Annotated in this window: 22 protein-coding genes and 2 pseudogenes; 4 read left to right on the top strand and 20 right to left on the bottom strand. The window is 70.6% G+C overall.

Annotated elements, in window-relative coordinates; genetic code table 11:
- Nucleotides 1-13: 13 nt before the first annotated feature.
- On the top strand, nucleotides 14-676 hold the full coding sequence (locus ACIBK0_RS02560) for a DsbA family protein (protein WP_399074728.1): 663 nt from the start codon (nucleotides 14-16) through the stop codon (nucleotides 674-676).
- 13 nt (nucleotides 677-689) lie between these two features.
- On the opposite strand, the gene ACIBK0_RS02555 is transcribed toward ACIBK0_RS02560, so the two are convergent.
- The 11 genes from ACIBK0_RS02555 to ACIBK0_RS02505 all read right to left on the bottom strand — a co-directional run bounded on the left by ACIBK0_RS02555 (nucleotide 690) and on the right by ACIBK0_RS02505 (nucleotide 11556).
- Nucleotides 690-1226: a DUF4240 domain-containing protein gene (locus ACIBK0_RS02555; protein WP_399074726.1), complete on the bottom strand. Its 537-nt coding sequence runs from the start codon at nucleotides 1224-1226 to the stop codon at nucleotides 690-692.
- A gap of 37 nt (nucleotides 1227-1263) precedes the next feature.
- A complete protein-coding gene (locus tag ACIBK0_RS02550; protein ID WP_399074724.1) occupies nucleotides 1264-1500 on the bottom strand; it encodes a hypothetical protein in 237 nt (78 codons plus the stop codon).
- On the bottom strand, nucleotides 1497-2591 hold the full coding sequence (locus ACIBK0_RS02545) for a glycerophosphodiester phosphodiesterase family protein (protein ID WP_399074722.1): 1095 nt from the start codon (nucleotides 2589-2591) through the stop codon (nucleotides 1497-1499). The genes ACIBK0_RS02550 and ACIBK0_RS02545 overlap by 4 nt, the downstream gene beginning before the upstream one ends.
- 191 nt (nucleotides 2592-2782) lie before the next feature.
- The gene (locus tag ACIBK0_RS02540) at nucleotides 2783-4204 is read right to left on the bottom strand and encodes an FGGY family carbohydrate kinase (RefSeq protein WP_399074720.1); all 1422 of its coding nucleotides are present in this window, start codon (nucleotides 4202-4204) and stop codon (nucleotides 2783-2785) included.
- A gap of 44 nt (nucleotides 4205-4248) precedes the next feature.
- The gene (locus ACIBK0_RS02535) at nucleotides 4249-5289 is read right to left on the bottom strand and encodes a 2-hydroxyacid dehydrogenase (RefSeq protein WP_399074718.1); all 1041 of its coding nucleotides are present in this window, start codon (nucleotides 5287-5289) and stop codon (nucleotides 4249-4251) included.
- The gene (locus ACIBK0_RS02530) at nucleotides 5286-6374 is read right to left on the bottom strand and encodes an ABC transporter ATP-binding protein (protein ID WP_399074716.1); all 1089 of its coding nucleotides are present in this window, start codon (nucleotides 6372-6374) and stop codon (nucleotides 5286-5288) included. The genes ACIBK0_RS02535 and ACIBK0_RS02530 overlap by 4 nt, the downstream gene beginning before the upstream one ends.
- 23 nt (nucleotides 6375-6397) lie before the next feature.
- On the bottom strand, nucleotides 6398-7207 hold the full coding sequence (locus ACIBK0_RS02525; RefSeq protein ID WP_399074714.1) for a DeoR/GlpR family DNA-binding transcription regulator: 810 nt from the start codon (nucleotides 7205-7207) through the stop codon (nucleotides 6398-6400).
- On the bottom strand, nucleotides 7204-8319 hold the full coding sequence (locus ACIBK0_RS02520) for an ABC transporter ATP-binding protein (protein ID WP_399074712.1): 1116 nt from the start codon (nucleotides 8317-8319) through the stop codon (nucleotides 7204-7206). The genes ACIBK0_RS02525 and ACIBK0_RS02520 overlap by 4 nt, the downstream gene beginning before the upstream one ends.
- Nucleotides 8316-9176, bottom strand: coding sequence for a carbohydrate ABC transporter permease (locus ACIBK0_RS02515; protein WP_399074710.1), 861 nt, complete (start codon nucleotides 9174-9176; stop codon nucleotides 8316-8318). Before ACIBK0_RS02515 ends, ACIBK0_RS02520 begins: the two co-directional genes overlap by 4 nt.
- Complete coding sequence (locus ACIBK0_RS02510; protein ID WP_399074708.1) at nucleotides 9173-10129, bottom strand: carbohydrate ABC transporter permease; 957 nt, start codon at nucleotides 10127-10129, stop codon at nucleotides 9173-9175. Before ACIBK0_RS02510 ends, ACIBK0_RS02515 begins: the two co-directional genes overlap by 4 nt.
- A gap of 5 nt (nucleotides 10130-10134) precedes the next feature.
- Entirely contained in the window at nucleotides 10135-11556 is a 1422-nt protein-coding gene (locus tag ACIBK0_RS02505) for an extracellular solute-binding protein (protein WP_399074706.1), read from the bottom strand.
- Between the two features lie 184 nt (nucleotides 11557-11740).
- Between ACIBK0_RS02505 and ACIBK0_RS02500 the strand changes: the two genes are divergently transcribed.
- Nucleotides 11741-13240 (top strand): FGGY-family carbohydrate kinase, encoded by a 1500-nt coding sequence (locus tag ACIBK0_RS02500; RefSeq protein ID WP_399074704.1) that lies wholly within the window; start codon nucleotides 11741-11743, stop codon nucleotides 13238-13240.
- Entirely contained in the window at nucleotides 13237-13866 is a 630-nt protein-coding gene (locus tag ACIBK0_RS02495; protein WP_399074702.1) for a histidine phosphatase family protein, read from the top strand. Before ACIBK0_RS02500 ends, ACIBK0_RS02495 begins: the two co-directional genes overlap by 4 nt.
- A gap of 171 nt (nucleotides 13867-14037) precedes the next feature.
- Here ACIBK0_RS02495 and ACIBK0_RS02490 read toward each other — a convergent pair.
- From ACIBK0_RS02490 to ACIBK0_RS02455, 8 genes and pseudogenes are all read right to left on the bottom strand, one after another.
- Nucleotides 14038-14151: pseudogene (locus ACIBK0_RS02490) on the bottom strand (superoxide dismutase); the annotation flags it as partial.
- Nucleotides 14152-14332: 181 nt separating this feature from the next.
- Nucleotides 14333-15727, bottom strand: a complete 1395-nt coding sequence (locus ACIBK0_RS02485) for an amino acid permease (RefSeq protein WP_399074700.1) — start codon at nucleotides 15725-15727, stop codon at nucleotides 14333-14335.
- 121 nt (nucleotides 15728-15848) lie between these two features.
- The gene (locus ACIBK0_RS02480) at nucleotides 15849-16742 is read right to left on the bottom strand and encodes a TauD/TfdA dioxygenase family protein (protein ID WP_399074698.1); all 894 of its coding nucleotides are present in this window, start codon (nucleotides 16740-16742) and stop codon (nucleotides 15849-15851) included.
- A 26-nt stretch (nucleotides 16743-16768) separates the two neighbouring features.
- Entirely contained in the window at nucleotides 16769-18109 is a 1341-nt protein-coding gene (locus tag ACIBK0_RS02475; RefSeq protein WP_399074696.1) for an LLM class flavin-dependent oxidoreductase, read from the bottom strand.
- Nucleotides 18106-18840 carry an ABC transporter ATP-binding protein gene (locus ACIBK0_RS02470; RefSeq protein ID WP_399074694.1) on the bottom strand — a complete coding sequence of 245 codons (735 nt, stop codon included), beginning with the start codon at nucleotides 18838-18840 and terminating at the stop codon, nucleotides 18106-18108. The genes ACIBK0_RS02475 and ACIBK0_RS02470 overlap by 4 nt, the downstream gene beginning before the upstream one ends.
- Nucleotides 18816-19658: an ABC transporter permease gene (locus ACIBK0_RS02465; protein WP_399074692.1), complete on the bottom strand. Its 843-nt coding sequence runs from the start codon at nucleotides 19656-19658 to the stop codon at nucleotides 18816-18818. The genes ACIBK0_RS02470 and ACIBK0_RS02465 overlap by 25 nt, the downstream gene beginning before the upstream one ends.
- A gap of 5 nt (nucleotides 19659-19663) precedes the next feature.
- Entirely contained in the window at nucleotides 19664-20731 is a 1068-nt protein-coding gene (locus ACIBK0_RS02460; protein ID WP_399074690.1) for an ABC transporter substrate-binding protein, read from the bottom strand.
- 218 nt (nucleotides 20732-20949) lie between these two features.
- Nucleotides 20950-22167 (bottom strand): ROK family protein, encoded by a 1218-nt coding sequence (locus tag ACIBK0_RS02455; protein WP_399074688.1) that lies wholly within the window; start codon nucleotides 22165-22167, stop codon nucleotides 20950-20952.
- A gap of 619 nt (nucleotides 22168-22786) precedes the next feature.
- On the opposite strand from ACIBK0_RS02455, the gene ACIBK0_RS02450 reads away from it, so the two are divergent.
- Complete coding sequence (locus ACIBK0_RS02450; RefSeq protein WP_399074686.1) at nucleotides 22787-23377, top strand: biotin transporter BioY; 591 nt, start codon at nucleotides 22787-22789, stop codon at nucleotides 23375-23377.
- A gap of 13 nt (nucleotides 23378-23390) precedes the next feature.
- Here ACIBK0_RS02450 and ACIBK0_RS02445 read toward each other — a convergent pair.
- Nucleotides 23391-23462, bottom strand: a pseudogene (locus ACIBK0_RS02445) (BBE domain-containing protein); the annotation flags it as partial.
- Nucleotides 23463-23586: the final 124 nt, after the last annotated feature.

Here is a 23586-nt window from a genome sequence, read left to right as displayed (position 1 = left end):
TTCTAGGAGAGCCATGTCCGAGACCGCGAGCACCTCCGCCAAGACCCCCGTCGACTTCTGGTTCGACCCGCTGTGCCCCTGGGCGTGGATGACCTCGCGGTGGGTCCTGGAAGTGGAGAAGGTCCGGGACATCGAGGTCCGCTGGCACATCATGAGCCTCGCCGTGCTGAACGAGCCCAAGCTGGACGAGCTGCCCGAGGACTACCGGGAGCTGCTGACCACCAAGGCCTGGGCCCCGGTCCGCGTGGTGACCGCCGCCTGGCAGAAGCACGGCGACGACGTCCTCGGCCCGCTCTACACCGCCCTCGGCACCCGCATCCACAACCAGGGCGAGGGCCCGACCCGCGAGGCGATAGTCGGCGCGCTCGCCGACGTCGGCCTCCCCGCGGACCTGATCGACTACGCCGACCAGGAGAACTTCGAGTTCGACGCCGAGCTGCGCGCCTCCCACAAGGAGGGCATCGACAAGGTCGGCCAGGACGTCGGCACCCCGGTCATCGCCGTCCCCGGCGCCGACGGCGAACAGCTCGCCTTCTTCGGCCCCGTCGTCACCCCGGCTCCCAAGGGCGAGGACGCAGCCAAGCTCTGGGACGGCACGCTGCTCGTCGCCTCGGTGCCGGGCTTCTACGAGATCAAGCGGTCGCGGACGGCGGGACCGGACTTCAGCAACCTGTAGGTCCTCCGGTTCCTCAGTCGGCGTAGAGCGCGGACAGCCGGGGCAGTCGGCGTGACCGCTCCTCGTCGTCGTCGAAGTCGAAGCCCCAGGACGGTTTCAGCTCCGGATACCGGATCGTGAAGCTGTCCTGGGGCAGCTCCTCACCCGTCGCCGCCCGATGGGCGTCCCAGGCGATGCCCAGTGCGTCCTCGCACTCCATCTCCCTCCAGTCCGCCGCGGCCTCCCCCACGACCGGGAGGTCCGCCAGCGTGTCCGGATCGGCCAGGGTCCGCTCGAACACCTCGCGGCCCTGCAGGATCAGCCAGCCGCGGAAGTAGTCGAAGCCGTCGTCGGAGCAGCCGCCGTTGATCAGATAGACGGCGGCCCACAGGGGAGCGCGGTACGACTGCGCCATCAGGTCCCAGAAGACCTGCTGGGCGGCGACTATCTCCGCCACGGGCCGAGTGGCCAGCACCGCGGTGGCCCGCTCGGCGACCGCTTCGCCGTCCGCCGGGTCGGCTGCCTGCTTGCGTGCGTCCTCGACGATGCGCCAGAACTCTGCGGTGTCCATGAGGGGAAGCGTGTCAGGAGGGTCTGACAACGAGGTGTCAGTCCGCGCCCGGCTCGGTCGTGGGGTCGTCCCGGAACTTCTCGGGGAGGCGGTCGCCGCCTCGCGTGTGGAGGTACGGCTGGTACCACAGGCACCCCTTGGCGGTGCACCGCCAGAGGTTGTTGACGAAGTGGCGCTCGCCCTTCTCCGCGCGGACCGCTGCCTTCTCGGCGTCATTGAGCTTCCGGAAGTCCTGCCTGCTGCCACAGGTCGGGCATACCCGGCTTATCGTCATGAACCCCTCCTCGCGATCGCCGCCAGGTCCGGGAAGTCGGTCACCACCGCGTCGACCCCCAGCCCGTAGTACAGCGCGTACTCCGCGAACGCGTCCCCGAAATCATTGGCTCCGGTACCCCGCCGGAAGTCCGCCGGCAGGAACTGGTTCTCCGCCCGGAAGGTGTACGGCCCGATCCGCAGGCCGGCCCGGTGGGCGTCCGGCACGAGAGAGGTCGGGCTACCGAGGCGGCCGTCGGTGCCCACCGGCACGATCGACGTCTTGTCGGGGCCGATCCAGTCGGCGTAGGTGGCGATCTCCGCGAGGCCCGTCGGCGTCATCATGTCCTTGTACGTCGTCGGGTCGCCGGAGGAGGCCAGGTCGTAGGGGCCGCCCGTGGTGCCCAGAGCCTGCCACAGCGGTACGCCCAGCTTCTGGATGGCGATGCCCTGCAGACTCGTCGGCTCGAAGGACTGGACGACGCACTCGCGCGGGCCCAGGCGGTTGCCGCGGATGAGCGCCGCCAGTTTCGGCTCCAGTTCCAGGCCGATCGAGCGGAAATAGGTGGGGTGCTTCGTCTCCGGGAAGACGGCGATCGTACGGCCGTGTTCCTTGGACAGGCGGCGGGCGAGGTCGACGACCTCCTGGAAGGTGAGCACCTCGTGGCGGCCGTCGAAGACGGTGTTGCGGTTGCGGACCAGGGGGAGGCGCTCCACCGCCCGTAACGTCTTCAGCTCCGCCAGCGTGAAGTCCTCGGTGAACCAGCCTGTCACGCTCCGGCCGTCCACCGTCTTCGTCGTGCGGCGGCCGGTGAACTCCGGGTGCGCTGCCACGTCCGTGGTCTGCGAGATCTCGTTCTCGTGCCGGACGACCAGAACGTGGTCCTTGGTCGGCACCAGGTCCGGTTCGATCCAGTCGGCGCCGGTCTGGACGCCGTACGTGTATGCCGCCGCGGTGTGTTCGGGGCGCCAGCCGGCGGCGCCGCGGTGGCCGACCACCACGGGGGCGTGGGGGTGGGACTGCCCGGCTGCCGCCGCGGTGGGTGCGGCGGCGGCCGCCGTGCCGGCAGCCGCTGCGAGCAGTATGGAGCGACGTCTTGGATGCGGGGTCATGCAACTTCCTTTCCGTGGTGGGTGGTCGGCGTGTTTGATTCGCCCCCTCCGCCCCTGCCCGTCCCGACCAGCCTTTCGGCAGTTCCCCGCGCCCCTTTCAGGGGCGCGGGGAACTGCGCGATCTTTTGGCGGGGGTCTGGGGGCGCAGCCCCCAGGGACGGGACGGGCAGGGGCGGAGGGGGCGAGGAAACTCAGTGGCGAGCCCGGGACCGGGCCTCTGTCAGGCGGGCCAGGTGGTCCTCGTACGCCTTGGCGTAGTAGGCCGCCCGCGCCGCGTCGGGTTCGACGACCGCGGTCGGCTCGGTCCACGCGGCCGTGTCGAGGGCGACCCCGTACCGCGCCGCCGCCGCCAGCACCGCTCCCCGCGCCCCCACCTCACCCTCCACGACCCGCAAGGGCCGCCCGAGCACATCGGCCAGCAGCCGCATCCACGCGGGGCTGCGCGTGCCCCCGCCGCAGACGGCGAGCGACCCCGTCAGGCCGGCGGCCTCCAGACAGTGGCGGGCGGCGTAGCCGATGCCCTCGCAGGTGGCGCGGATGAGGTCGCCGCGAGTCGACTCCAGGCAGACGCCCGTCAGTTCGGCGCGCAGGCGTGGTTCGACGAAGGGGGCGCGTTCGCCCGAGGGGGCGAAGTAGGGCAGTACGCGGACGCCGTTCGCGCCGGGCGGGGTCGCGGCCAGCAGCGCGTCCACCTCGTCGTGGTGGACGCCCGTCGTCGACAGGACCCAGTCCAGCGCCGCCGTGCCGACCATCGCGGGCATGGCGCGCAGCCAGTACCCGGCCCGGTCGGTCGAGATGTACAGGCCGGCCGGTTCGCCGGTCAGGTCGAGGTCCGTCGTCGCGACGAGACTGGCCAGGCAGGTGCCGACGATCAGCAGTCCGTCGCCGGGGGCCGTGACGCCCGCGCCGAGCGCGCAGGAAGGGAGGTCGTACGGGCCGTTGGCGATCGGCGTGCCGGGCGGCAGGCCTCCGCCGCGGGTCCGCCCGGTGGCCACGGGATCGCTCACCGGCGCCAGGAGCCCGCGCCGGTGGGCCAGGCCGAGCAGCTCGACGACCCGGTTGTCGTACGCGCGGGTGCGCGGGTCGAGGAACGGCATGGACGCGTCCGACACATCCGTCGCCCGCACCCCCGTCAGCCGCTGGAAGACCATGTCCTTGCAGTACAGCGCGGTGGTCGCCGAGTCCAGCGAAGCGGGCTCGTAGCGGTCGAGCCAGACCAGCAGCGGCCCGGGACAGCCGGGGAACATGGCGCTCCCGGTGCGCCGGAACACCGTCTCGAAGGTGCCGTCCGCCAGCCACTGGTCGACCAGCTCGTGCGCCCGGCCGTCCATCCAGGACGCGGCGGCCCGCACCGGCAGGCCCTCGTCGTCGACGAGCCACACCCCGTCGCCCTGCCCGGTGAGCCCGGCCAGCTCGACGATGCCCGGCACGGCGGCGGTCAGCGCGGAGAGCGCGGCGACCACCGCCGCGTACACCTCCTCCATGTCCTGCTCGACGAAGCCGCCGCGGATGGTGAGGTCCACCGGCCGTGCCTGCACGGCCAGTTCGCGGCCCGTGTCGTCGAAGGCGGCGGCCTTCACCATGGACGTGCCCACATCGATACCGACGTACATGACCCTCGGCCTCCCTCAGCTCGGTCGTCTCCTGTCGGTGGGCCTCAGTCGAGGCAGTGTGCCGGTGGCTCTCCGCGTGCCCAGCGGCCCACCTCCGCCGCCGCGATCCGTGCGGCCTTTTCGGCCACCGCCCGGCTGGCGCCGCCCAAGTGCGGTGTCATGAGCAGCCGTTCGGTCCCGACGAGGTCGAAGAGGGGGGAGTCCGGCGGCACCGGCTCGCGCTCGTAGGTGTCGAGCGCGGCCGCCGACAGCTGCCCGCTCTTCAGCGCGTCGCACAGTGCGCCCTCGTCGACCAGCGGACCCCGCGCCACATTCACCAGGACGGCACCGGGCGGCAGCAGCGCCAGCTCGCGCGCGCCGATCAGGCCGCGGGTCTCGGAGGTGAGCCGTGCGTGCAGGCTGATCACCCGGGACCGGCCGAGAAGGTCGTCCAGTGAGCCGACCCGCAGTCCGTGCACCTCGCCGCGCACATACGGGTCGTACACCAGCACCCGTGCCCCGAACGCGCCGAGCACCCGTGCGACCCGGCTGCCGACGGCCCCGTAGCCGATCAGCCCGACGGGAAGGTCCTCCAGCTCCAGGCCGCTCTGCTCGTAGGTGTAGTACGTCGCGCCGCCGCCCCAACTGCCCTGCCGTGCGAGGAGATCGTGGGCCTGCGGGATGCGCCGCAGTGCCGCGAGGAGCAGGCCGACGGTGAACTCGGCGGTGGCGGCGGCGTTGCGGCCCGGCGCGAAGCACACCCGTACGCCCTGTGCGCGGGCCGCCTCCCGGTTCACGTTCACCGGACCGCCCCGGCAGACGACCACCAGCCGCAGCCGGGGGGAGGCGGCCAGCACCCGCTCGGTCACCGGGCCCATCTGGGTGACCAGGACGTCCGCGTCGCCGAGTGCCTCGATCAGCTCGTCCTCGGCGTCGCTCGCCTCCTCGACCTCGGCGACCGGGCCGAAGGGTTCAAGGGGCCAGTCGAGCGTCAGTTCCCGTACGGAAAGGGGGTGTTCGCCGAGCTCGGCGCGGACCGCCTCCGCGATCAGCCGCGGCAGTACGAAGTGGTCGCCCGCGGCCACCACAGTCACGGAACCGGTCATCGCAGGGAGTCTCCCGTCTCGGCGTCGAAGACATGGGTGAGGCCGGGATCGGCGCTCACCCGGACCCGCTCGTCCCGGGCGAGCCGCACCTCGGGGCCGGTGAGGGTGACCAGCGGTCGTACGACTCCTTCGAGGACCAGGGTGGCGATGCCCGATTCCAGGAGTGGCTCGTGGGCGCTCACCCGTGCCGCGACCCCGCCCTCGCCGGACAGTTCCAGATCCTCCGGGCGGATGCCGATCACCACCTCGCGGCCCTGCGCCACCTTCACCGGCAGCGCGAAGCTCACCGTACGCGAGAGCCGGGCGTGGCCGTCCCCCGTCGAGATCCCCGGCAGCAGATTGATCGCGGGCTCCCCGACGAAGTCGGCGACGAAGACATTGGCGGGGCTGTCGAAGATCTCGTACGGCGTGCCGAGCTGCTGGATGACGCCGTCCTTCATCACGGCGATCCGGTCGGCGAGGGAGAGGGCCTCCTCCTGGTCGTGCGTGACCAGGATCGTGGTGTGGCCCAAGTCCTTTTGGATGCGCTTGAGTTCGCGGCGGGTCGTGTCCCGCTGGGCCGCGTCGAGGTGGGACAGCGGCTCGTCCAGGAGCAGGACGTCGGGCTCGCGGATCAGCGCGCGGGCGAGGGCGACGCGCTGCTTCTGGCCGCTGGACAGACCGGCGGGCCGGGCCTCGAGCAGATCGGTGAGCGCGACCCGTTCCGCGATCTCGGCGACCTTGCGGGAGACATCCTCCCGCGATCCCCGTGCTCCCCGCCTGCGGGCCTTCAGTCCGAACGCCAGGTTCTCGGCGACGCTCAGCGGCGGATACAGCGCGTAGTTCTCGAAGGCGACACCGATATTGCGGGCTTGCGCGGGCCGCCCCACGACCGAGGCGCCGCCCACCAGGATGTCGCCGCCGGTCACCGTCTCCAGACCCGCGATCATGCGCAGGGTCGTGGACTTGCCGCACCCGGAGGGGCCGAGCAGTCCGAGGAGTTCGCCGGAGCGCAGCTCCAGGTCGATGCCGCGCACCGCGTCGACGGCCGGGCGACCCCTGGACCGGTACGTCTTGCGCAGTTCGCGCAGCGCCAATTCGGCCATCTGCAACCCTCTCTGCTGGGCACTCAGCCACCGGTGCCGGTGGCGCACACTTCGTAGGGGACCTTGTGTTCGTCGAGATCGCGCAGCGCCTCGGCCGACGCCCCGTCGTCGACGAGGACCAGGTCGAAGCGGGACAGCGGGACGACGCGGTGCAGCGCGACCCGGCCGAGCTTGGTGTGGTCGAGCAGCAGGATGTTGCGGGCGGCCGAGTCGAGCATGGCGCGCTTGACGGACACGATGTGCTGCTCCTGGTGGTACGCGTACCCGCCGAAGACCGCCGACGTCGACGCGAAGCAGATGTCGACGCGCAGCGACTGCACCGCCTCCACGCAGGACACCCCGAGGAACGAGGAGTGCAGCGGGTCGTAGTCGCCGCCCAGGGCCATCAGATGGATGCCGCGCCGGTCGGAGAGGAGGTTGATCGCCTCGAGGAAGTTCGTGACGACCGTGAGCGGGGTGATCTCGCCCAGTCTTCGGGCTATCTCCAGCGCGGACGTCGAGTCGTCGAGCAGCACCGCCATGCCGGGCTCGACGAGCTTCAGCGCGCGCTCGGCGACGGCCGCCTTCTGCGGGCGCATCGTCTTCAGCCGGTACTGGACATTCGACTCGAAGACGCCGGAGGGCTGCGCGGTCACACCACCCCTGAACTTCCGTACGATTCCCTGTCGTTCGAGCTCGTCGAGGTCCCTGTGTATGGTCATCAGGCTCACGCCGAAGCGCTCGGCCAGCTCGGCCGCGGTCGCCGACCCGTCGGCCAGTACCTGCTCGGCCATGGCGGCCTGCCGGACCGCGGGCCCCTGCTGTGCACCACTGGTGTTGCCGCTGCTGCTCATCGCGTGCTCGTCTCGATCCTTCGTCCTGGACGCTCCGGCCGGTCGGCCTCGAACAGCAGCAGGTTCTCAGGCCGTACGGTCAGCCGTACCGGATCGTCGGGACGCAGGTGTGTCGCCTCGGCCCGCGGCGCGACGAGCGAGACGTGCTGCCCGCCCAGCCGCACGGTGACCTCGACGGCCCGGCCGAGCACCTCGGTGACGTAGACGGTGCCGGTGAGGGCCGAGCGCAGGCCGTCGGTGTCGGGTCCCTCGTGCCCCAGGGCGAGATCCCGGGGACGCACCCCGACCAGCACGTCCGCGCCCGGGGACGCCTCCGCCCCGACGGGCAGCTCCACCGCCCCGTCCACCGAACGGAAGCCGCCGCCCTCGGCGATCGTCCCCGGCAGCAGATTGATCCGCGGCCGCCCGAACGCCCGCGCCACCTCGGTGTCGTACGGCCGGTACCAGATCTCCTCCCGAGTCCCCGTCTGTACGATCCGGCCGTCCCGGATGACGCCGATCCGGTCGCCGAGTGCCAGGGCCTCGACGGAGTCGTGGGTGACGTACAGCGTGGTGGTGTGCTGCACGGCGCCGATCGCCTTGAGCTCCGCGCGCATCGACTGGCGCAGTTTGGCGTCCAGGTGGGAGAGCGGTTCGTCGAGGAGGAAGGCGCGGGCGGGGCGTACCAGCACCCGGCCGAGCGCGATCCGCTGCCGCTGCCCGTTGGACAGCTGGCCCACCGGACGGTCCAGCAGGCCGTTGATGCCGAGGAGTTCGGCGATCGCGCCGATGCGGTCGCGGGCCTCGGCGGCGGGCAACCTGTAGCGGGGCGAGCGCAGCGGGGAGGCGAGGTTGTCGTACGCCGAGCGGTGCGGGTAGAGGGCGTAGCTCTCGAAGCACATGGCCACGCCCCGGTCGTACGGCTCGACGCCGGTCATGTCGGCGCCGTCGAGCTCGACCGTGCCGGCATCGGGCTGTTCGAGTCCGGCCACTGTCTTGAGGGTCGTCGTCTTGCCGGCGCCCGAGGGGCCGAGCAGGCAGAAGAACTCGCCGTCGTGGACCTCCAGTTCGAGCCCGTCCAGCGCGGTGGTCCGGCCGTACGACTTGCGCACGCCTCGCAGAGCGATGCTCATGACTTCACCGCCCCGAACGACAGCCCCCGCACCAGATACCGCTGGATCGTCAGCGCGAGCAGCAAGGGTGGGACGACGGAGACGAGCGCGGCGGCGGCCGTGAGGTTGTACTTGGGCCGGTCGCCGCCGAGGAAGGACAGCGCGCCCACGGTCACGGTCTGGGCCTGCGAGGAGGTGAGGATGAGGGGGAAGACGAAGTTGTTCCAGGCGAAGATGAAGGCGAGCAGTGACACGGCCGCGATCCCGGGCTTGACCAGCGGCAGCGCGACCTTGAAGAAGGCCTGCTTACGTGTGTAGCCGTCGAGGAGCGCCGCCTGCTCCAGCTCCGGGGTCAGATCGGCGAAGTAGGACCTCATGATCCACACGATCAGCGGCAGGGTGACGAGTTGCAGCACCCACACCATGCCGACGTAGGTGTCGAACAGGCCGAGCTTCTGATAGAGCACGAACAGCGGGATGATCACGGTGAGTTCGGGCGCGAAGCGGAACGACAGCAGGGTGAACATCAGGTTCTCGGAGCCCTTGAACCGCCAGCGTGCCGACGCGTACGCCGCCGGCAGGCCGACCACGAGCGAGAGCGCGACCGCGCCCAGCGACACGACCAGGCTGTTGACGAAGAAGCGCACGAAGGGAATCCCTTCGCTGTCGCCGAGCACCGTCCGGTAGGAGTCGAGGGTCGGGGTGAAGGAGAAGTAGGTGCTGAAGAGCTGGTCGGCCGGCTTGAGGGAGAGCATCACCATCCAGGCGATCGGGAAGAGCGCGAAGACGAAGTAGAGGATGAGCGCGGCGTCCGCCAGCCATCCGAGCCAAGGCTTCCTGCCCGGCTTCCGTCGCGACTTCCTGCTCCTGCGGATCACTTGGGCACCTCCGCGGCCCGGTTCTGAAGCCTGCCCAGATAGCGCACCAGCACCATCGCGGCCAGATAGACCACGGCCCACAGCACGATCGTGTAGCTGATCCCGAACGAATAGCGCTGGAAGCGGATCGCCTCCAGGTAGGCGCGGATCTGCAGCACCACCGTCGAGTCGCCGGGCCCGCCCTCGGTCAGCGCGTAGATGATGTCGAAGACCTTCAGCGAGTCCATGAACCGGAAGATCACCGCGACCAGGACGTAGGGCCACAGCATCGGCAGTGTGAGCCGCCGGAAGGTGTACCACCAGCGGGCCCCGTCCACCGCGGCCGCCTCGAACGGGGAGGTGGGCAACGAGCGCAGCCCGGCCAGCGCCAGGATCGCCACGAACGGCGTGTACACCCACACGTCCACCGCGATCGACGACAACAGCGCGCCGGTCGGGGTGTCCGTCCACTGGACGCCGCCCAGGCCGAAGGGCTTCAGCACGTGGTTGATCACGCCCACGGACGGCTGGAGCATCAGCTTCCAGATGATCGCGGCGATCACCGGCGCGATCATCAGCGGCAGGATGAGGATCTTCTCCAGCACACGGCCGACGCGGGAGGACCGGTGCAGCAGCAGGGCCACGGCGACCCCGAGCACGGTCTCCACGGCGGCGGCCCCGACCGCGTACAGCACCGTCACCCAGGCGGAGTTCCAGAAGGCCTCCTGGGTGAACACCGTCCGGTAGTTCTCGAAGCCCACCATGTCCGGCCGCGGCTTGCTCGCCGAGAAGTCGAACAGCGTGTAGTAGAGGCCGAGTCCGAAGGGGTACAGGATCCCGCCGGTGAGCAGCAGGGCGGGCACGATCAGCAGGTACGGGCGCAGGCCGCGTCGCCAGCGCGGAACGGCCCGTACCTGCCGTGCCCCCTCCTCGCGAGAGGCCGCCCCGTGGTCGGTCTCCGTCAACGAGGTCATCGGGCTCAACTCACCTTGGCCGCGAGGTCACTTGCGAGGCCGTTGAGCACGGACTTGGCATTCTTGCCACCGTAGATCTCCTGGAGCGCGGACGCCCAGCTCGTCGTCGCGTCGAAGAACTGCGCCTGCGGGGTGAACTGGATCTTCGTCTGGCCGACGACCGTCTCGAAGGTGTCGATGAAGCCCTCCAGGTGCCTCATCTTGTCCTTGTAGGCGCCGTCCTGGCTGATCGACTTCCGCACCGGGTCGATGTGGTTGTACGTGATCGCGCCCTTGCGCAGATGTTCCTTGCCGGTCGCCCACTGCAGGAACAGCCAGGCGGCGCTCTTCTTCTTGCTCTTGGCGTTCATGCCGAGCGACCAGATCCACATGTTGGTGGCGAGCGACCCGTCGGGCCCCTTCGGCCCCGGATGGAAGGCGATCTTCCCGGACGCCGGGCTCGCCCCCTTCACGGCCTGGAAGTATGCGGCCGTGTCCGCGTCGAAGAGCATCCCGGCCTTCTTCGCACCGAGGTCGCTGGAACACTGGTACCAGGTGTACGACGTCCACGACGGCGGGCCGCCCTGCTTGACCATGCCCGCCCAGTCCTGGGTGAAGGCGATGGCCTCCGGGGTGTTCATGGCCGGTTCGAGCTTGCCGTCGGTGACGGTGAAGTCCTTGAGGCCGTTACGCGCGTACATCGTCATGAAGCCGGGGTGGATCGTCGCCCAGCTGCGCGAGCCGCGCACCGCGATGCCGTACATCCCGTCGAATCCGGCGCCCGGCGCCTTGCGCTTGATGACGGACGCCACTTCCCGTAACTCCTCGAAGCTCTCGGCCGGCTTGAGGCCGAGCTTCTTGAAGACCTCCGTGTTGTAGGCGACGACGTTCGTCTCCCAGCCCCACGGCAGCGCGTACTGCCCGCCCTGCCCGAGCGGCGCGCCCGCCTTGAGGGACCACTGGTCGGCCTGCAGGAGGTTCGGGAAGAAGTCGGCCCGGTCCCATTCGTCGCCGGTGGCAGAGGAGTTGCGCATCCAGGGCCCGAGGTCCTCCAGCCAGCCCGGCGGCCCGTACTGCCATACCATGTAGGCGCCGAGCATGAAGACGTCGTACGAGGCGCGTCCGCTGGACAGGTCCACGGTGAGCTTGTCGAAGTAGTTGTCCTCGGGGAAGACGTCGTACTCGACCTTGATGCCGGTCTTCTCGGTGAACGTCTTGAGGTCGGCGATCAGCGCGTCCGTGTAGGGGTGCTTGTTCAGCAGCGCCTTGACCGTCGTGCCCTTCTCCCGCTTCCAGTCGAAGGACCCGGTGACGTCGGCGGCGGCCGACCCGTCGTTCTTCTTGTCGTCCCCGCCGAACCCGGCGCCGCAGGCGGTCAGCAGCGGGGCCGAGGCCGCCGCGGCGGCCAGCGCGAGGAAGCGCCGGCGGTCGTGCACGTGCATGTCCATCCGTGACCTCCACGTCGGATCGGTCCGGTCCGGTTAACACGTCGAGTCGACTCGTTAACAGAGGGTGTAACGGCGGGGGTTGACCGTCAATCCCTCGTGCAGGGATAAATCTCAGGGCAGAGTGAGAAGTTCACAGTCCGGGTCGGTATGCGCGTGAGTGAGTCGAGAAGGCAGGGAGGTCCGGATGGCGGAAGACGGAACGGCGTGGCTGGGGGTCGACCTGGGCACGCAGGGTGTGCGCGTCCTCGTCGTCACGGGCGCCGGACGCGTCCTCGGCGGTGGCGCGGCCCCGCTCACCGGACGACGGGCGGGCCCCCGCCATGAACAGGACGCGGACGACTGGTGGGACGCGGTGTGCACGGCGTCCCGGGCGGCGCTGCGGCCGCTCGACCGCGTACGGATCGGTGGGCTCGCGGTGTGCGCCACGTCCGGGACGGTGCTGCTCACGGACGATGCGGGGCGCCCGCTGACACCGGGCCTGATGTACGACGACGGACGCGCCGCGGCGCAGGGGGAACGGGCCCGGGCGGCCGGGCTCTTCGTGCAGAACGGCTGGGGGCTGCCGAAGGCGCTGTGGCTGATGGGGGAGTGCGGCGGCGCCGACGGGCGAGGTGGCGTCGGGTCGGGTCGGTGCGCTCGTCTGGCGCACCAGGCCGATGTCATCACCGGCCGTCTCGCCGGCCACCCGACGCCCACCGACTCCAGCCACGCCCTGAAGACCGCCTACGACCTGGAGCGCGCCACCTGGCCGTACGCGGCCCTGGCCGAACTGGGCCTGCCCGAGGATGTGTTGCCCGAGGTCGTACGTCCCGGAACCCGGCTCGGCGAGGTCTGCGCGGCCGCCGCCGAACGCACCGGCATCCCCGCCGGCACCCCCGTGATCGCCGGGATGACCGATGGTTGCGCGGCCCAGATCGCCTCGGGCGCCCTGCGCGAGGGCTCCTGGAACTCGGTGCTCGGGACGACGCTCGTGCTCAAGGGTGCGGCAGCGCAGCCCGTACGGGACGCAACCGGCGTCGTCTACAACCACCTCGCCCCGGACGGGAGCTGGCTGCCCGGCGGCGCGTCGAGCGTCGGCGCGGGCGCGCTGGCGGCGTACTTCCCGGATGCCTCACCGGCCGCCATGGACGAGGCCGCCCCGGCCCACGAGCCCGCGTCCGTCCTCGCCTACCCCCTCACCTCACCCGGGGAACGCTTTCCCTTCCTCGCCCCGGACGCCACAGCCTTCGTCCTCGGCGAACCCGCCTGTGACGCCGACCTGTGGGCCGCGCTCCTCCAGGGCGTCGGCCTCACCGAGCGGCTCTGCCTGGACTACCTGCACCACCTCGGCGCCCCGCTGGACGGCCCGCTCACCCTCACCGGCGGCGCCGCCCGCAGCCCCTACTGGAACCAGCTCCGCGCCGACATCCTCGGCCGCCCCGCCCGTGTCCCCGAGCAGACCGAACCCGCCCTGGGCATGGCCGCGCTGGCGGCCTACGGCACCGGCGCCGTCGCGAGCCTCGCCGACGCCGCCGAAGCCATGGTCCGCATCCGCGCGGTCCTCGAACCGCGCCCCGCCCGCACGGCACTCTTCGGCGACCCGTACACGCGTTTCGTCGACGAGCTCGAACAGCGCGGCTGGCTGCCGGCTTCCGTCGCAGCGCACGCGCGAGCCCGCGGGAACCTGGATACTGCCGGGTCATGAGTACGACGAGCACCCGCGGTGCGACCCTTCTGCTGGCCCGGCACGGGCAGACCGTCTGGCATGCCGAGAACCGCTACGCCGGCGTGAGCGACGTCCCCCTCACCGACGAGGGCCGCGCCCAGGCCGAGGCCCTCGGCCGCTGGGCCGCAGCACACCCTGTCGACGCGATCTGGACGTCCACGGTCTCCCGCGCCATCGCCACGGCCGAACCCGCCTGCCGCGCCCTGGGCCTCAGCCCGCACCGCGACCCCGCGCTGCGCGAGTGCGACTTCGGGGTCGTGGAGGGCCGCACCCTCGCCGAGTTCGAGGCGGAGAACCCGGCGCGCGCCAAGGCCTTCCGGGCCGACCCGGTGTCGTACCCCTTCCCGGAGGCGGAGGACCCCCGCACCGCCGCCGCCCGGGGCGCGGGCGCCCTGCGCCGCATCGCCGCCGCACACCCCGGCGAACGCGTCCTGGTCGTCGCCCACAACACCCTGCTCCGCCTGGTGCTCTGCTCCGTCCTGTCCATCCCGCTGGGCGAGTACCGCCGGGTCTTTCCGCGACTGCGCAACGCGGCGATCACCGAACTGCGGGTGACGGACGGGGTCGTCGCCCTGCTGTCGCTCAACGTGCCGTGCACACCATGAGGGAAAGCCCCCGCGAGTCAGGTCCTCGTGGGGGCTTTCCTTCTTTCCGCCTGCTGCGTGAAGGGTGAGAAGACGATCACGAGCAGGACGTTTCCTATCTGCCTCAGGGGGCCAGGAGCAACACGTCGGCGCGAGACTTGGCCGCTTCGTGACGCCGGGCCACATCCTGCTCTTCACATAGGCGGCGTGGTGCTTGTCGTGCTGCAGCTCGATGATCTCGGGGCTGATCACGGGCGCGAGCGCGGCGTAGTCGTACGGCAGTTCGGGAAGTGTGCAGACGGCCATGTCAGGTCCCCTCCGGCCTCCTATTGCAAAGAGCTTGCAAGTGCACGCTAGCAGCAAGAGAGTGGAGGTGTGTGCCGGGCACGCACAAGGCGTCGAGGGCGCCGGGGGATCCGAGCCCGGGCATGCGAAAGGGCCCTCGCACGAAACCGTCCTCCGTGCGAGGGCCCTGCGGCGATGCGTGTCAGGCGCGGGCGCGCGCCTTCTGCCATCCGTAGCCGACGGCCGCCAGGAACAGCGTCATCGCGCCCGTCGAGTAGAGCTGCACGCGGGTGTCGGGCTCCCGGGCCATCAGGACGAAGATCGCCGCCATGCCGGCCAGCGCGACCCACGTCAGCGCCGGGAACGCCCACATCCGCACGACCAGCTTCTCGGGGGCCTCCCGCTCCACCCGGCGCCGCAGCCGCAGCTGCGAGACCGCGATGAAGATCCAGACGACCAGGATCACCGCGCCGATCATGTTCAGCAGCCAGGGGAAGACGTCGTTCGGGCGCCAGTAGCTGAGGACGACGCACACGAAGCCGAAGACGCAGGACACCAGCACCGCGATGCGCGGTACGCCGCCCGACACCCGGCCGAGCACCTTCGGGCCCTGGCCGCGCTCCACCAGCGAGTACCCGATGCGCGAGGCCCCGTAGATGTTGGCGTTCATCGCCGAGAGCAGGGCCACGAGCACGACCACGTTCATCAGCTGCGCGGCGCCCGGGATGCCCAGGTGGTCGAGGGCGGCGACGTACGGGCCCTTCTCGACGACCTCCTTGGAGTCCCACGGGACGAGAGTGACGATGACCGCCATCGAGCCGATGTAGAAGAGCGCGATGCGCCACATGGCGGTGCGCACGGCGCTCGCGACGCCCTTGACCGGGTTCTCCGACTCGGCCGCCGCGATGGTGACCGTCTCCAGGCCGCCGTACGCGAACACCGACGCGAGCAGGCCGATGACGAGCCCCTCGCTGCCGTTCGGCAGGAAGCCGCCCTCACCGGTGAGGTTCGAGGCGCCGGGGGAGTCCGTGCCCGGCAGGACGCCCACGACAGCCAGTACGCCAAGGACCAGGAACAGACTGATCGCGCCGACCTTCAGCGCGGCGAACCAGAACTCGAACTCGCCGAAGTTCTTCACGGCGGCGAGATTGGTGGCGCAGAAGACGACCATGAACAGCGCCACCCACGCCCACTCGGGCGTGCCCGGCAACCAGCCGGTGACGATCTTCGCGGCGCCGATGCCCTCCAGGCCGACCGCCGTGCACAGCAGCACCCAGAACGACCAGCCCGCGGTGAAGCCCGCCCACGGCCCGATCGCCCGCTCCGCGTGCGCGGAGAAGGAGCCGGACGAGGGATACGCGGCCGACATCTCGCCGAGCATCCGCATCACCAGCATGACGAGCAGACCGGAGACGGCGTACGCGATGACGATCGAAGGCCCGGCGGCGGCGATGCCCGCGCCGGACCCGACGAACAGGCCCGCGCCGATCACACCGCCGAGGGCGATCATCGACAGGTGGCGCTGCTTGAGGCCGTGGGAGAGGGAGACGTCCGTGCCGGGGGCGCCGGGTGGTGCGTCGAGGGTGGAGCGGGACATGAGAGCGGGTGGTCCCTTACGTGCGAGCGGCAAAAACGCCCACAGTCTGGGCGGCCTCTCCGCTCAGAGGGAGAAGCCGCCCAGTATGCGGACATGCGCCGTACGGTGCGTGACCTCCGCGTTACGCGGCGACGGACGTGTAGTGCGAGGCATCGCCCGCGATCGAGTAGCTCTCCTTGCCCTCGATGCCGACCGGCACGTCACCGGCGACCGTCACGCGGTGCAGCCGGCGCGGCAGACCGTCGTAGTTGTCGATGGCGTAGTGCTGGGTGATCCGGTTGTCGAACAGGACCAGCTGGTTCGGGGACCAGCGCCAGCGCAGGATGTTCTCCGGCCGGGTGACGTACGCCTGGAGCAGGTCGAGGATCTTGCGGGACTCGCCCACCGACAGGCCGACGATCCGCTGCGCGAACCCGCCGATGAACAGCCCGCGCTCACCGGTCAGCGGATGCACCCGGACGACCGGGTGGGCGGTGCGGTACTTGATGGACGTGAACTGGGCCCGCTGCGCGGCCTTCTCCTCGTCGATCTCCTCGTCCGGCACCGCGTAGTCGTAGTCGTTGGTGTGCTCGGCCCACAGCGTGTCGGCGAGCGCACGGAGGGGTTCGGGCAGGTCGCGGTAGGCGGCCGCCGAGTTGGCGATCAGCGTCTCGCCGCCGTACGGCGGGATCGTGATGCTGCGCAGGGTGCTGGCCTGCGGCGGGTTGAGGACGAAGGTGACGTCGGTGTGCCAGTGGTTGGCGCGGCCGCGCTCGCTGTCGACGGGCAGCACGTTCGGGGCGCCGTCCACCGCGGACACGGTGGGGTGGGCGGTGGTGAGGTCGCCGAACTGCCGGGCGAAGACCTGCTGGCCCTCGTCGTCGAGGTCGACGTCGTCGAAGACCAGGGCCTTGTGCTCGTTGAGGGCGGCACGCACGGCGGCGACGGTGTCGTCGTCGAGGGGCTTGGCGATGTCGACACCGGATATCCGGGCGCCGATGTTGCCGGTGACCTTGTGGATCTGGAGGTCGGCCATGTGGGGCGGTTCCTTTCGGAGGAGGTTCAGACGAGGACGGAGCTGTACTGGTTGGCGGGGCGGGGCAGTCCGTATCTCTCCCGCAGCGTCTGCCGCGGGCCGTAAGCGGTGCGGAGCAGGCCGCGGGCGCGCAGGATCGGGACGACGTGGTCGACGAAGAGCTCGAGGCCGGACGGCAGGACGGCGGGCATGATGTTGAAGCCGTCGGCCGCGCCGTGGGTGAACCACTCCTCGATCGCGTCGGCGACCTGTTCGGGGGTTCCGGCGAAGGTGAGGTGTCCGCGTCCGCCGCCGAGCCGGCCGATCAGCTGCCGTACGGTGAGCCGTTCGCGCCGGGCGAGTTCGACGATGAGCGTGTAGCGGCTCTTGGCGCCCTCGATGGCGTCCTCGGGCGGCAGGTCGGCGGGGAGCCGGCCATCCAACTCGAGTGTCCCCGGCTCCAGTTGCAGCAAGCTCTCCAGGCGGCTCACCCCGTGCGTGTACACGATGTGGTCCTCGAGGACCTGCTCGTTCGCCCGTGCCTCGGCCTGGGTCGAGCCGAGCACCGGGACGATGCCGGGCAGCACCTTGATGTGGTCGGGGTCGCGACCGGCCGCCGACGTACGGGACTTGAGGTCGGCGTAGAAGGCCTGTGCGTCGGCGAGGGTCTGCTGGGCGGTGAACACCGCCTCCGCGTAGCGTGCCGCGAACGCCTTGCCGTCCTGCGACGAACCCGCCTGCACGAGGAGCGGGTACCCCTGGGGCGTGCGCGGCACGTTGAGGGCGCCCTCGACGCTGAAGTATGTCCCCTTGTGCAGGGGCGGGTGGATCTTGGCGTCGTCGCCCCAGACGCCGGCCGCCTTGTCGCCGACGATCGCGTCGTCCTCCCAGCTGTCCCAGAGCTTGAGGGCCACGTCGAGGAACTCGGCGGCGCGGGCGTAGCGGTCGGCGTGTGCGGGCTCGTGCTCCAGGCCGAAGTTGCGGGCGGCCTCGGCACCGGCGGTGGTGACGATGTTCCAGCCCGCCCGGCCGCCGCTGATGATGTCCAGGGAGGCGAACTTGCGGGCCAGGTTGTAGGGGGAGTTGTAGGAGGTCGAGGCGGTGGCGATCAGGCCGATGTGCTCGGTGGCCGTCGCCAGCGCGGTGAGCAGGGTGAGCGGCTCCAGGGCGCCGGCGGGGCGCTGGGCGAGGTTGCCCCACAGCTGCGGTCCGTCGGCGAGGAAGAGGGAGTCGAAGGTGCCGCGTTCGGCGATCCGGGCGAGCCGCACGTAGTGGTCGAGCTCGACGTGCGCATACGGGTCGCTCTCCGGCAGCCGCCACGACGCCTCGTGGTGGCCGGTGTTCATCAGGAACGCGTTGAGGTGGAGTTGCCGGGCTGGGCGGGTCACTTGTGGTCCTCCGTGACGCCAAGGGCGGTCAGCAGCCGCTCCCGGTACTCGCCGAGCAGCGGGTCCCGGTACGAGCGCGGATGCGGGCGGTCGATGGGCAGGTCGAGGCCGATACGGCCGTGGTCGAGCACGAGCACCCGGTCGGCGAGCACGATCGCCTCGTCCACGTCGTGCGTGACGAGCAGGACGGAGGGCCGGTGGCGCTCCCACAGCTCACGCAGCAGGACGTGCATCCGGATCCGGGTGAGCGCGTCCAGGGCACCGAACGGCTCGTCGGCCAGCAGCAGTTCGGGCTCGCGAACGAGCGAGCGGGCGAGGGCGGCGCGCTGGGCCTCGCCGCCGGACAGCTCGTTGGGCCAGGCGCGTTCGCGGCCGTTCAGGCCCACCTCGACAAGGGCCTCGCGGCCCTTGTGTGCCGCTTCCTTACCGTCGAGGCCGAGGAGTACGTTGTCCAGCACCCGGCGCCAGGGCAGCAGTCGTGAGTCCTGGAAGACGACGGACACCCGTTCCGGGGCGGTGAGTTGACCGCTGCCGCTGACGTTGTGGTCGAGGCCGGCGATCGCGCGCAGCAGCGTGCTCTTGCCGGAACCGCTGTGCCCCAGCAGGGCCGTGAACTGTCCGGCCGGAAGGTCGAGGTCGATGCCGTCGAGGACGGTGCGGCCGTTGAACGACCTGGTCAGTCCGCGGAGTTGGACGGCGGGCCGGGTCAGCTGCTCAGTGTGCGGCGCCATGACAGCACCCTCCGTTCGATGAGACGGACCGCGCTGTCGGAGATGAGGCCGAAGACGCCGTAGACGAGCAGGCCTACGAGGATGACGTCGGACTGGCCGTAGTTCTGGGCCTGGAACATCATGTAGCCGAGTCCGCTGGTGGCGTTGATCTGCTCCAGGACCACCAGGCCGAGCCAGGAGCCGGTCACCCCGAGCCGCAGTCCGACGAAGAAGCCGGGCAGCGCGCCGGGGATGACGATCTGGCGGACGAAGGCCCACCTGGACAGGCCCTGGACCTCGGCGAGTTCGACGAAACGGCTGTCGATTCCGGACAGCGCGGCGTGCGTGTTGAGGTAGATCGGTATGTAGACGACGATGGCGATGATCGCGATCTTGAAGGTCTCGCCGATGCCCAGCCACAGGATGAACAGCGGGATCAGACCGAGGGTCGGGATCGCCCGGTTGAGCTGCACCGTCCCGTCGATCAGCGCCTCGCCGACCCGGCTGAGCCCGGCCGCCAGCGCGAGGGCGACTCCGGCGGTGAGTCCGATGGCGAATCCGTACCCGGCGCGCTCCAGGGAGGTCAGGATGTCGGTGCGCAGAGTCCCGGCGGTCCATAGATGACCGGCCGTCTTCAGAACCGTCCAGGGGGCCGGTATCGCGCCGGGGTCGAGCTGTCCGGCGGCGGAGGCGACGGCCCACAGGGCGACGACGAGGGCGGGGCCGATCAGCCGGGAGGCGGGCAGGCGTTTGCCGGGGGAGAGGCCTCGGCGCCGGCGCCGCGGGCGATGGCTCTCTTCCTGAGCCGTCACCGGCGCGACAGTGGTTGTCGTGGTCACGGCGCTCACCTCCGGTACTCCGCCGGTACGGCCTTGGCGGCGATGTCCTCGAAGCGGTGGTCGAAGAGCGAGGAGACGTCGAACTTCTTCACGAAGCCGCCCTCCGCCAGCAGATCGGCGGTCTCCTGCTCCCACTTGATGGCCTCGTCCCAACTCGGCGGGAACAGAGGCTTGTTGGCGAGCTCGGTGATGGCCTGGGCCTGGGCGAGGCTCAGGTTCTGCGTCTTGACGTAGAACTCCTCGTTCCAGGTGTCGGGGTTCTCGTACGTCCAAACCTGGCCCTTGGCCCAGTAGGGGATGTACGCGGCGACCGCGGCGGCCTTCGCGGAGTCGTTCAGTACGGAGGCCGGCGCCCACAGCAGGTTGAGCAGGTCGACGACGTCCGTGGTGATGACGTGGGCGCCCTTGGACTTGTACTGCTGCAGATAGGCCGGCGCCTGACTGTTGGCGAGCGGCGCGATGTCCACCTGGCCGGACTGCAGGGCCGTCAGGAACTGGTTGCTGGTCAGCGGGACGAGCTTGACGTCGTCGTACTTGAGGCCCGCCTTCTTCAACGCCCGCAGAAGGACGACACCCTGGGCCTGGCCCTGCGAGAAGGCGAGCTTCTTGCCCTTGAAGCCGGCGACCGACTGGATGTCGCTGCCGGGCTTGGTGGCGAAGAGGTAGTTGGGCTTACGGGTGATGTTGATCGCGACGATCTTCGCGTCGAAGCCCTGGTAGTGCGCCTGGATCGGCGGAATGCCCGCGTTGTTGCCGACGTCCAGGGACTTGGCGCGGAACGCGTTGATGACGTCCGGACCGGCGCCGATGTTCAACCAGTTCGACACCTTGAACGGCAGGTCGTCCAACTTGGCGAGCTTGAACTGGAGTTGCTGCGTGCTCAGATACGAGGCGATCTTCAGGCTGGTACCGGCCGGGACCTTGTCGGCGAGCGGGGCGGACGAGGCGCCCTTGGTGTCGGCGGCCGCGCTGCTTCCGGCGCAGCCGCTCAGCCCGGCGACGCCGGCCGCGGCACCGAGCAGGGAGGTGAGGAAGAGCCGTCGGTCGACACCCGACACGGGGGAAGTAGGCATGGGAGGACTCCGTGAGTTCAGAAGGCAGGAAAACATGCGGAATTCCGGGCACTCGGCAGCCCAGGGGAAAGGGAATTCACGCAGGGAAAGCATGCGGAAATGAGCGCTTCACACGCGGCAACGTGTCAGCAACAAAGGGTGCGACAGCTCACGAACGGGCTCATGAGCAGCATGTTCCTGGTCATGCGCAGCCCCTGTCAACATTCGGAGTTTCTGAATTAAATAGCCTCAGGTGAAGCGGCCAGCGGATCCCGGTAGAGCACGTCGAGCGCCACCGAACCACCGGCCACGGCGAGTACGGAATCCGGGAAACTCGTCGTCACGACGGAAGCCGCGCGCTCGTCACCGACCTCCTCGCGCAGCGCGCCGAGGCAGTCCTGGCGGTGAATGATCCCGACCTCGGTCACGACCACCGTCTCCGGATTGAGCACATCCAGCAGCAGCCGCGTCGCCCGTCCGATGGTGCGGGCCCGCTCCACCAGCAGCCGTACGGCCTCCGGGTCACCGCCCGCCGCGGCCGCGACCACGTGCATGGGGTTCAGGCCCTCCACGATGCCGGCCTCCCGAGCCCGCCGGCACAGCGTCCGCTCGCTCAACTCGGCCTGGAGGCAGCCGATGCGCCCGCAGCCGCAGGGCTCCGTACCCCCCGGCACCGGGAGATGGGCGATGGCGCCGGCCTGCGAGCGCGGCCCGTGGTGCACCTCGTCGTTGGTGGCGAACGCCCCGTCGACGACGTTGCCGACGAACAGGTGCAGCAAGCTCCCGCTGCCCCGCGCCAGCCCGAACAGCCGCTCCGCGTTGACCAACGCCCGCGCGTGCCCGTCCACATGGACCGGCAGCCCGGTACGCTCGCCGAGCACCTCCCGCACCGCCACGTCCCGCCAGCCCAGCAGTGTGTGCTCGACGACGGTCCCGGACTCCCGGTCCACCCAGCCTCCGACGGCCACGCCGACGCCGAGCGGTCTGCATCCCGGGGCTTCGTCCAGCAGCGTCCCCAGCCCCTCGGCGGCCCGCGCCAGCACCGCACCGGGATCGGTGCCCTCGTGCTTCAGCTCGCGCAGGGCCACCACGCGACCGCGCAGATCGAGCAGCGCGACCGTGGTGTACGGCACCGCCACATGCACTCCGCCGACCACGAACCGCGAGTCGTCCAGGTCGACAGGGACGTGCGGACGGCCCACCCCGTTCGACCGCCGGGGCGCGGCCGACTCGCGGATCAGGCCCAGTTCGGCGAACCGGGCGCAGTAGTCCGTCACCGACGCCGGCGAAAGACCGGTCAGCCGGGCGATGGTGCTGCGCGCCACCGGACCGTGCTCCAGCACGGACCGTAGGACGACGCTCGCGCTCGTCCTGCGCCGGTCGGGATCGGCGGCGCGCGGTATGCGGGAAGAGGGAGAGGAAGGGTAGGTGAGAGTGGGTGCCGCGGTACGGGGCATGGCGATCATCCTCGGGAACGGGTCCGACACTGCGCCGTCTCGTGAAGTGAGGCGCACGGGATCCGCTCCGCCCGCCTCGCTAAGGACGGCGACAGGCGGCCGCGCTCACCCGCCGCAGGTCGACATGGCGACGCGACGAGAAGTTCCGGGCCTGGGCAATCATGTGTCGAAGGGTAGGCGCTGCCGACCGACTTCGGCCAGGGGGTGTTTCGCCCCCTCCCCGCCCTTGCCCACTCCCGACCTCGGGGGCTTCGCCCCCGAACCCCCCGCTCCGCAAGCGCCGTAGATTTTCAGCCCGTCCGGCATTTGAGAACGAGCGCGTCAGCGCGACAGCGGGGGGACTGGGGGGCGGCAGCCTCCCCCAGGTACGGGCCGGGCCGGAGGGGGCGAAGAAACTCTTTGGTGGGACCCTACAGTCGCCGCCCACCCCACTACCCCCGACAAATCGACCCCCACCTCAGTGATCAGCGTCACGCCCCGACGGGTGTATCCCACCCCCTTTGTGGAGAGCCCACCAAGCTCCGGATCTCCGCTTTGTCGACCACTGACGGTGATCGCCCACGCACCCCTGGGATAGCGTCACCGTGTCCCAACCTGCCTGCACCCCGCCGGAGTCCCCATGAGTACCGCAGCCGCCACGCCCCGCACCGGCACCCGCCCCGGCGAGGTCCTCGCCGACCTGCTTCCCGCCTCCCGCGTCAGGGACGCCGCCCTCGTGCTCGGCGGCGCCGCCCTCACCGGACTCGCCGCCCAGATCTCCCTGCCGGTACCGGGCTCCCCGGTGCCGGTGACCGGCCAGACCTTCGCGGCGCTCCTCGTCGGCACGGCGCTCGGCGCCGGCCGGGGCCTCTTCTCCCTCGCCCTCTACGCGCTGCTCGGCCTGGTCGGCGTCCCGTGGTTCGCCGGCGGCGCCTCCGGCGTCAGCGTGTCCTTCGGCTACATCCTCGGCATGCTCCTCGCCTCCACGGTCGTGGGCGCCCTCGCCCGCCGCGGCGCCGACCGCTCGGTGCTGCGCATGGCGGGCACGATGCTGCTCGGCGAGGCGATCATCTACGCGATCGGCGTCCCGTACCTGGCCCTGGCCGCCGACATGTCGGCGAGCGCGGCCATCGCGGCGGGCCTCACCCCGTTCCTGATCGGCGACGCTCTCAAGGCGGCCCTGGCGATGGGCGTGCTGCCCACCGCCTGGAAGCTCGTCGACAAGAAGTGATGGCTCAAGTGGCCTACTGGTCCTTGATGTTGTAGTTCCTGCGGAAGAGGTTCGCCGGGTCGTACTGCGACTTCAGCCCGGCGAGCCTCTTGCGCGTTCCCGCCCGGGGTCGCCGGGGCGGAGGACGAGCCGGCCACGGTCTGCGATGTTCCGGTCCTGGTCTGCGGTGGTGTCGGCGGTGTTCACGCGGCTCATCGTGGCGGTATTAC

Origin of the sequence: Streptomyces sp. NPDC050564 (assembly GCF_044457265.1) — a bacterium.
Taxonomy (GTDB): domain Bacteria; phylum Actinomycetota; class Actinomycetes; order Streptomycetales; family Streptomycetaceae; genus Streptomyces.
This window is presented reverse-complemented; position numbering and strand designations above follow the sequence as displayed.

Coding starts and splice junctions, on each gene's coding strand:
- ACIBK0_RS02560 (WP_399074728.1), top strand. CDS start 14: ATGTCCGAGACCGCGAGCACCTCCGCCAAGACCCCCGTCGACTTCTGG.
- ACIBK0_RS02555 (WP_399074726.1), bottom strand. CDS start 1,226: ATGGACACCGCAGAGTTCTGGCGCATCGTCGAGGACGCACGCAAGCAG.
- ACIBK0_RS02550 (WP_399074724.1), bottom strand. CDS start 1,500: ATGACGATAAGCCGGGTATGCCCGACCTGTGGCAGCAGGCAGGACTTC.
- ACIBK0_RS02545 (WP_399074722.1), bottom strand. CDS start 2,591: ATGACCCCGCATCCAAGACGTCGCTCCATACTGCTCGCAGCGGCTGCC.
- ACIBK0_RS02540 (WP_399074720.1), bottom strand. CDS start 4,204: ATGTACGTCGGTATCGATGTGGGCACGTCCATGGTGAAGGCCGCCGCC.
- ACIBK0_RS02535 (WP_399074718.1), bottom strand. CDS start 5,289: ATGACCGGTTCCGTGACTGTGGTGGCCGCGGGCGACCACTTCGTACTG.
- ACIBK0_RS02530 (WP_399074716.1), bottom strand. CDS start 6,374: ATGGCCGAATTGGCGCTGCGCGAACTGCGCAAGACGTACCGGTCCAGG.
- ACIBK0_RS02525 (WP_399074714.1), bottom strand. CDS start 7,207: ATGAGCAGCAGCGGCAACACCAGTGGTGCACAGCAGGGGCCCGCGGTC.
- ACIBK0_RS02520 (WP_399074712.1), bottom strand. CDS start 8,319: ATGAGCATCGCTCTGCGAGGCGTGCGCAAGTCGTACGGCCGGACCACC.
- ACIBK0_RS02510 (WP_399074708.1), bottom strand. CDS start 10,129: ATGACCTCGTTGACGGAGACCGACCACGGGGCGGCCTCTCGCGAGGAG.
- ACIBK0_RS02505 (WP_399074706.1), bottom strand. CDS start 11,556: ATGGACATGCACGTGCACGACCGCCGGCGCTTCCTCGCGCTGGCCGCC.
- ACIBK0_RS02500 (WP_399074704.1), top strand. CDS start 11,741: ATGGCGGAAGACGGAACGGCGTGGCTGGGGGTCGACCTGGGCACGCAG.
- ACIBK0_RS02495 (WP_399074702.1), top strand. CDS start 13,237: ATGAGTACGACGAGCACCCGCGGTGCGACCCTTCTGCTGGCCCGGCAC.
- ACIBK0_RS02485 (WP_399074700.1), bottom strand. CDS start 15,727: ATGTCCCGCTCCACCCTCGACGCACCACCCGGCGCCCCCGGCACGGAC.
- ACIBK0_RS02480 (WP_399074698.1), bottom strand. CDS start 16,742: ATGGCCGACCTCCAGATCCACAAGGTCACCGGCAACATCGGCGCCCGG.
- ACIBK0_RS02470 (WP_399074694.1), bottom strand. CDS start 18,840: ATGGCGCCGCACACTGAGCAGCTGACCCGGCCCGCCGTCCAACTCCGC.
- ACIBK0_RS02460 (WP_399074690.1), bottom strand. CDS start 20,731: ATGCCTACTTCCCCCGTGTCGGGTGTCGACCGACGGCTCTTCCTCACC.
- ACIBK0_RS02455 (WP_399074688.1), bottom strand. CDS start 22,167: ATGCCCCGTACCGCGGCACCCACTCTCACCTACCCTTCCTCTCCCTCT.
- ACIBK0_RS02450 (WP_399074686.1), top strand. CDS start 22,787: ATGAGTACCGCAGCCGCCACGCCCCGCACCGGCACCCGCCCCGGCGAG.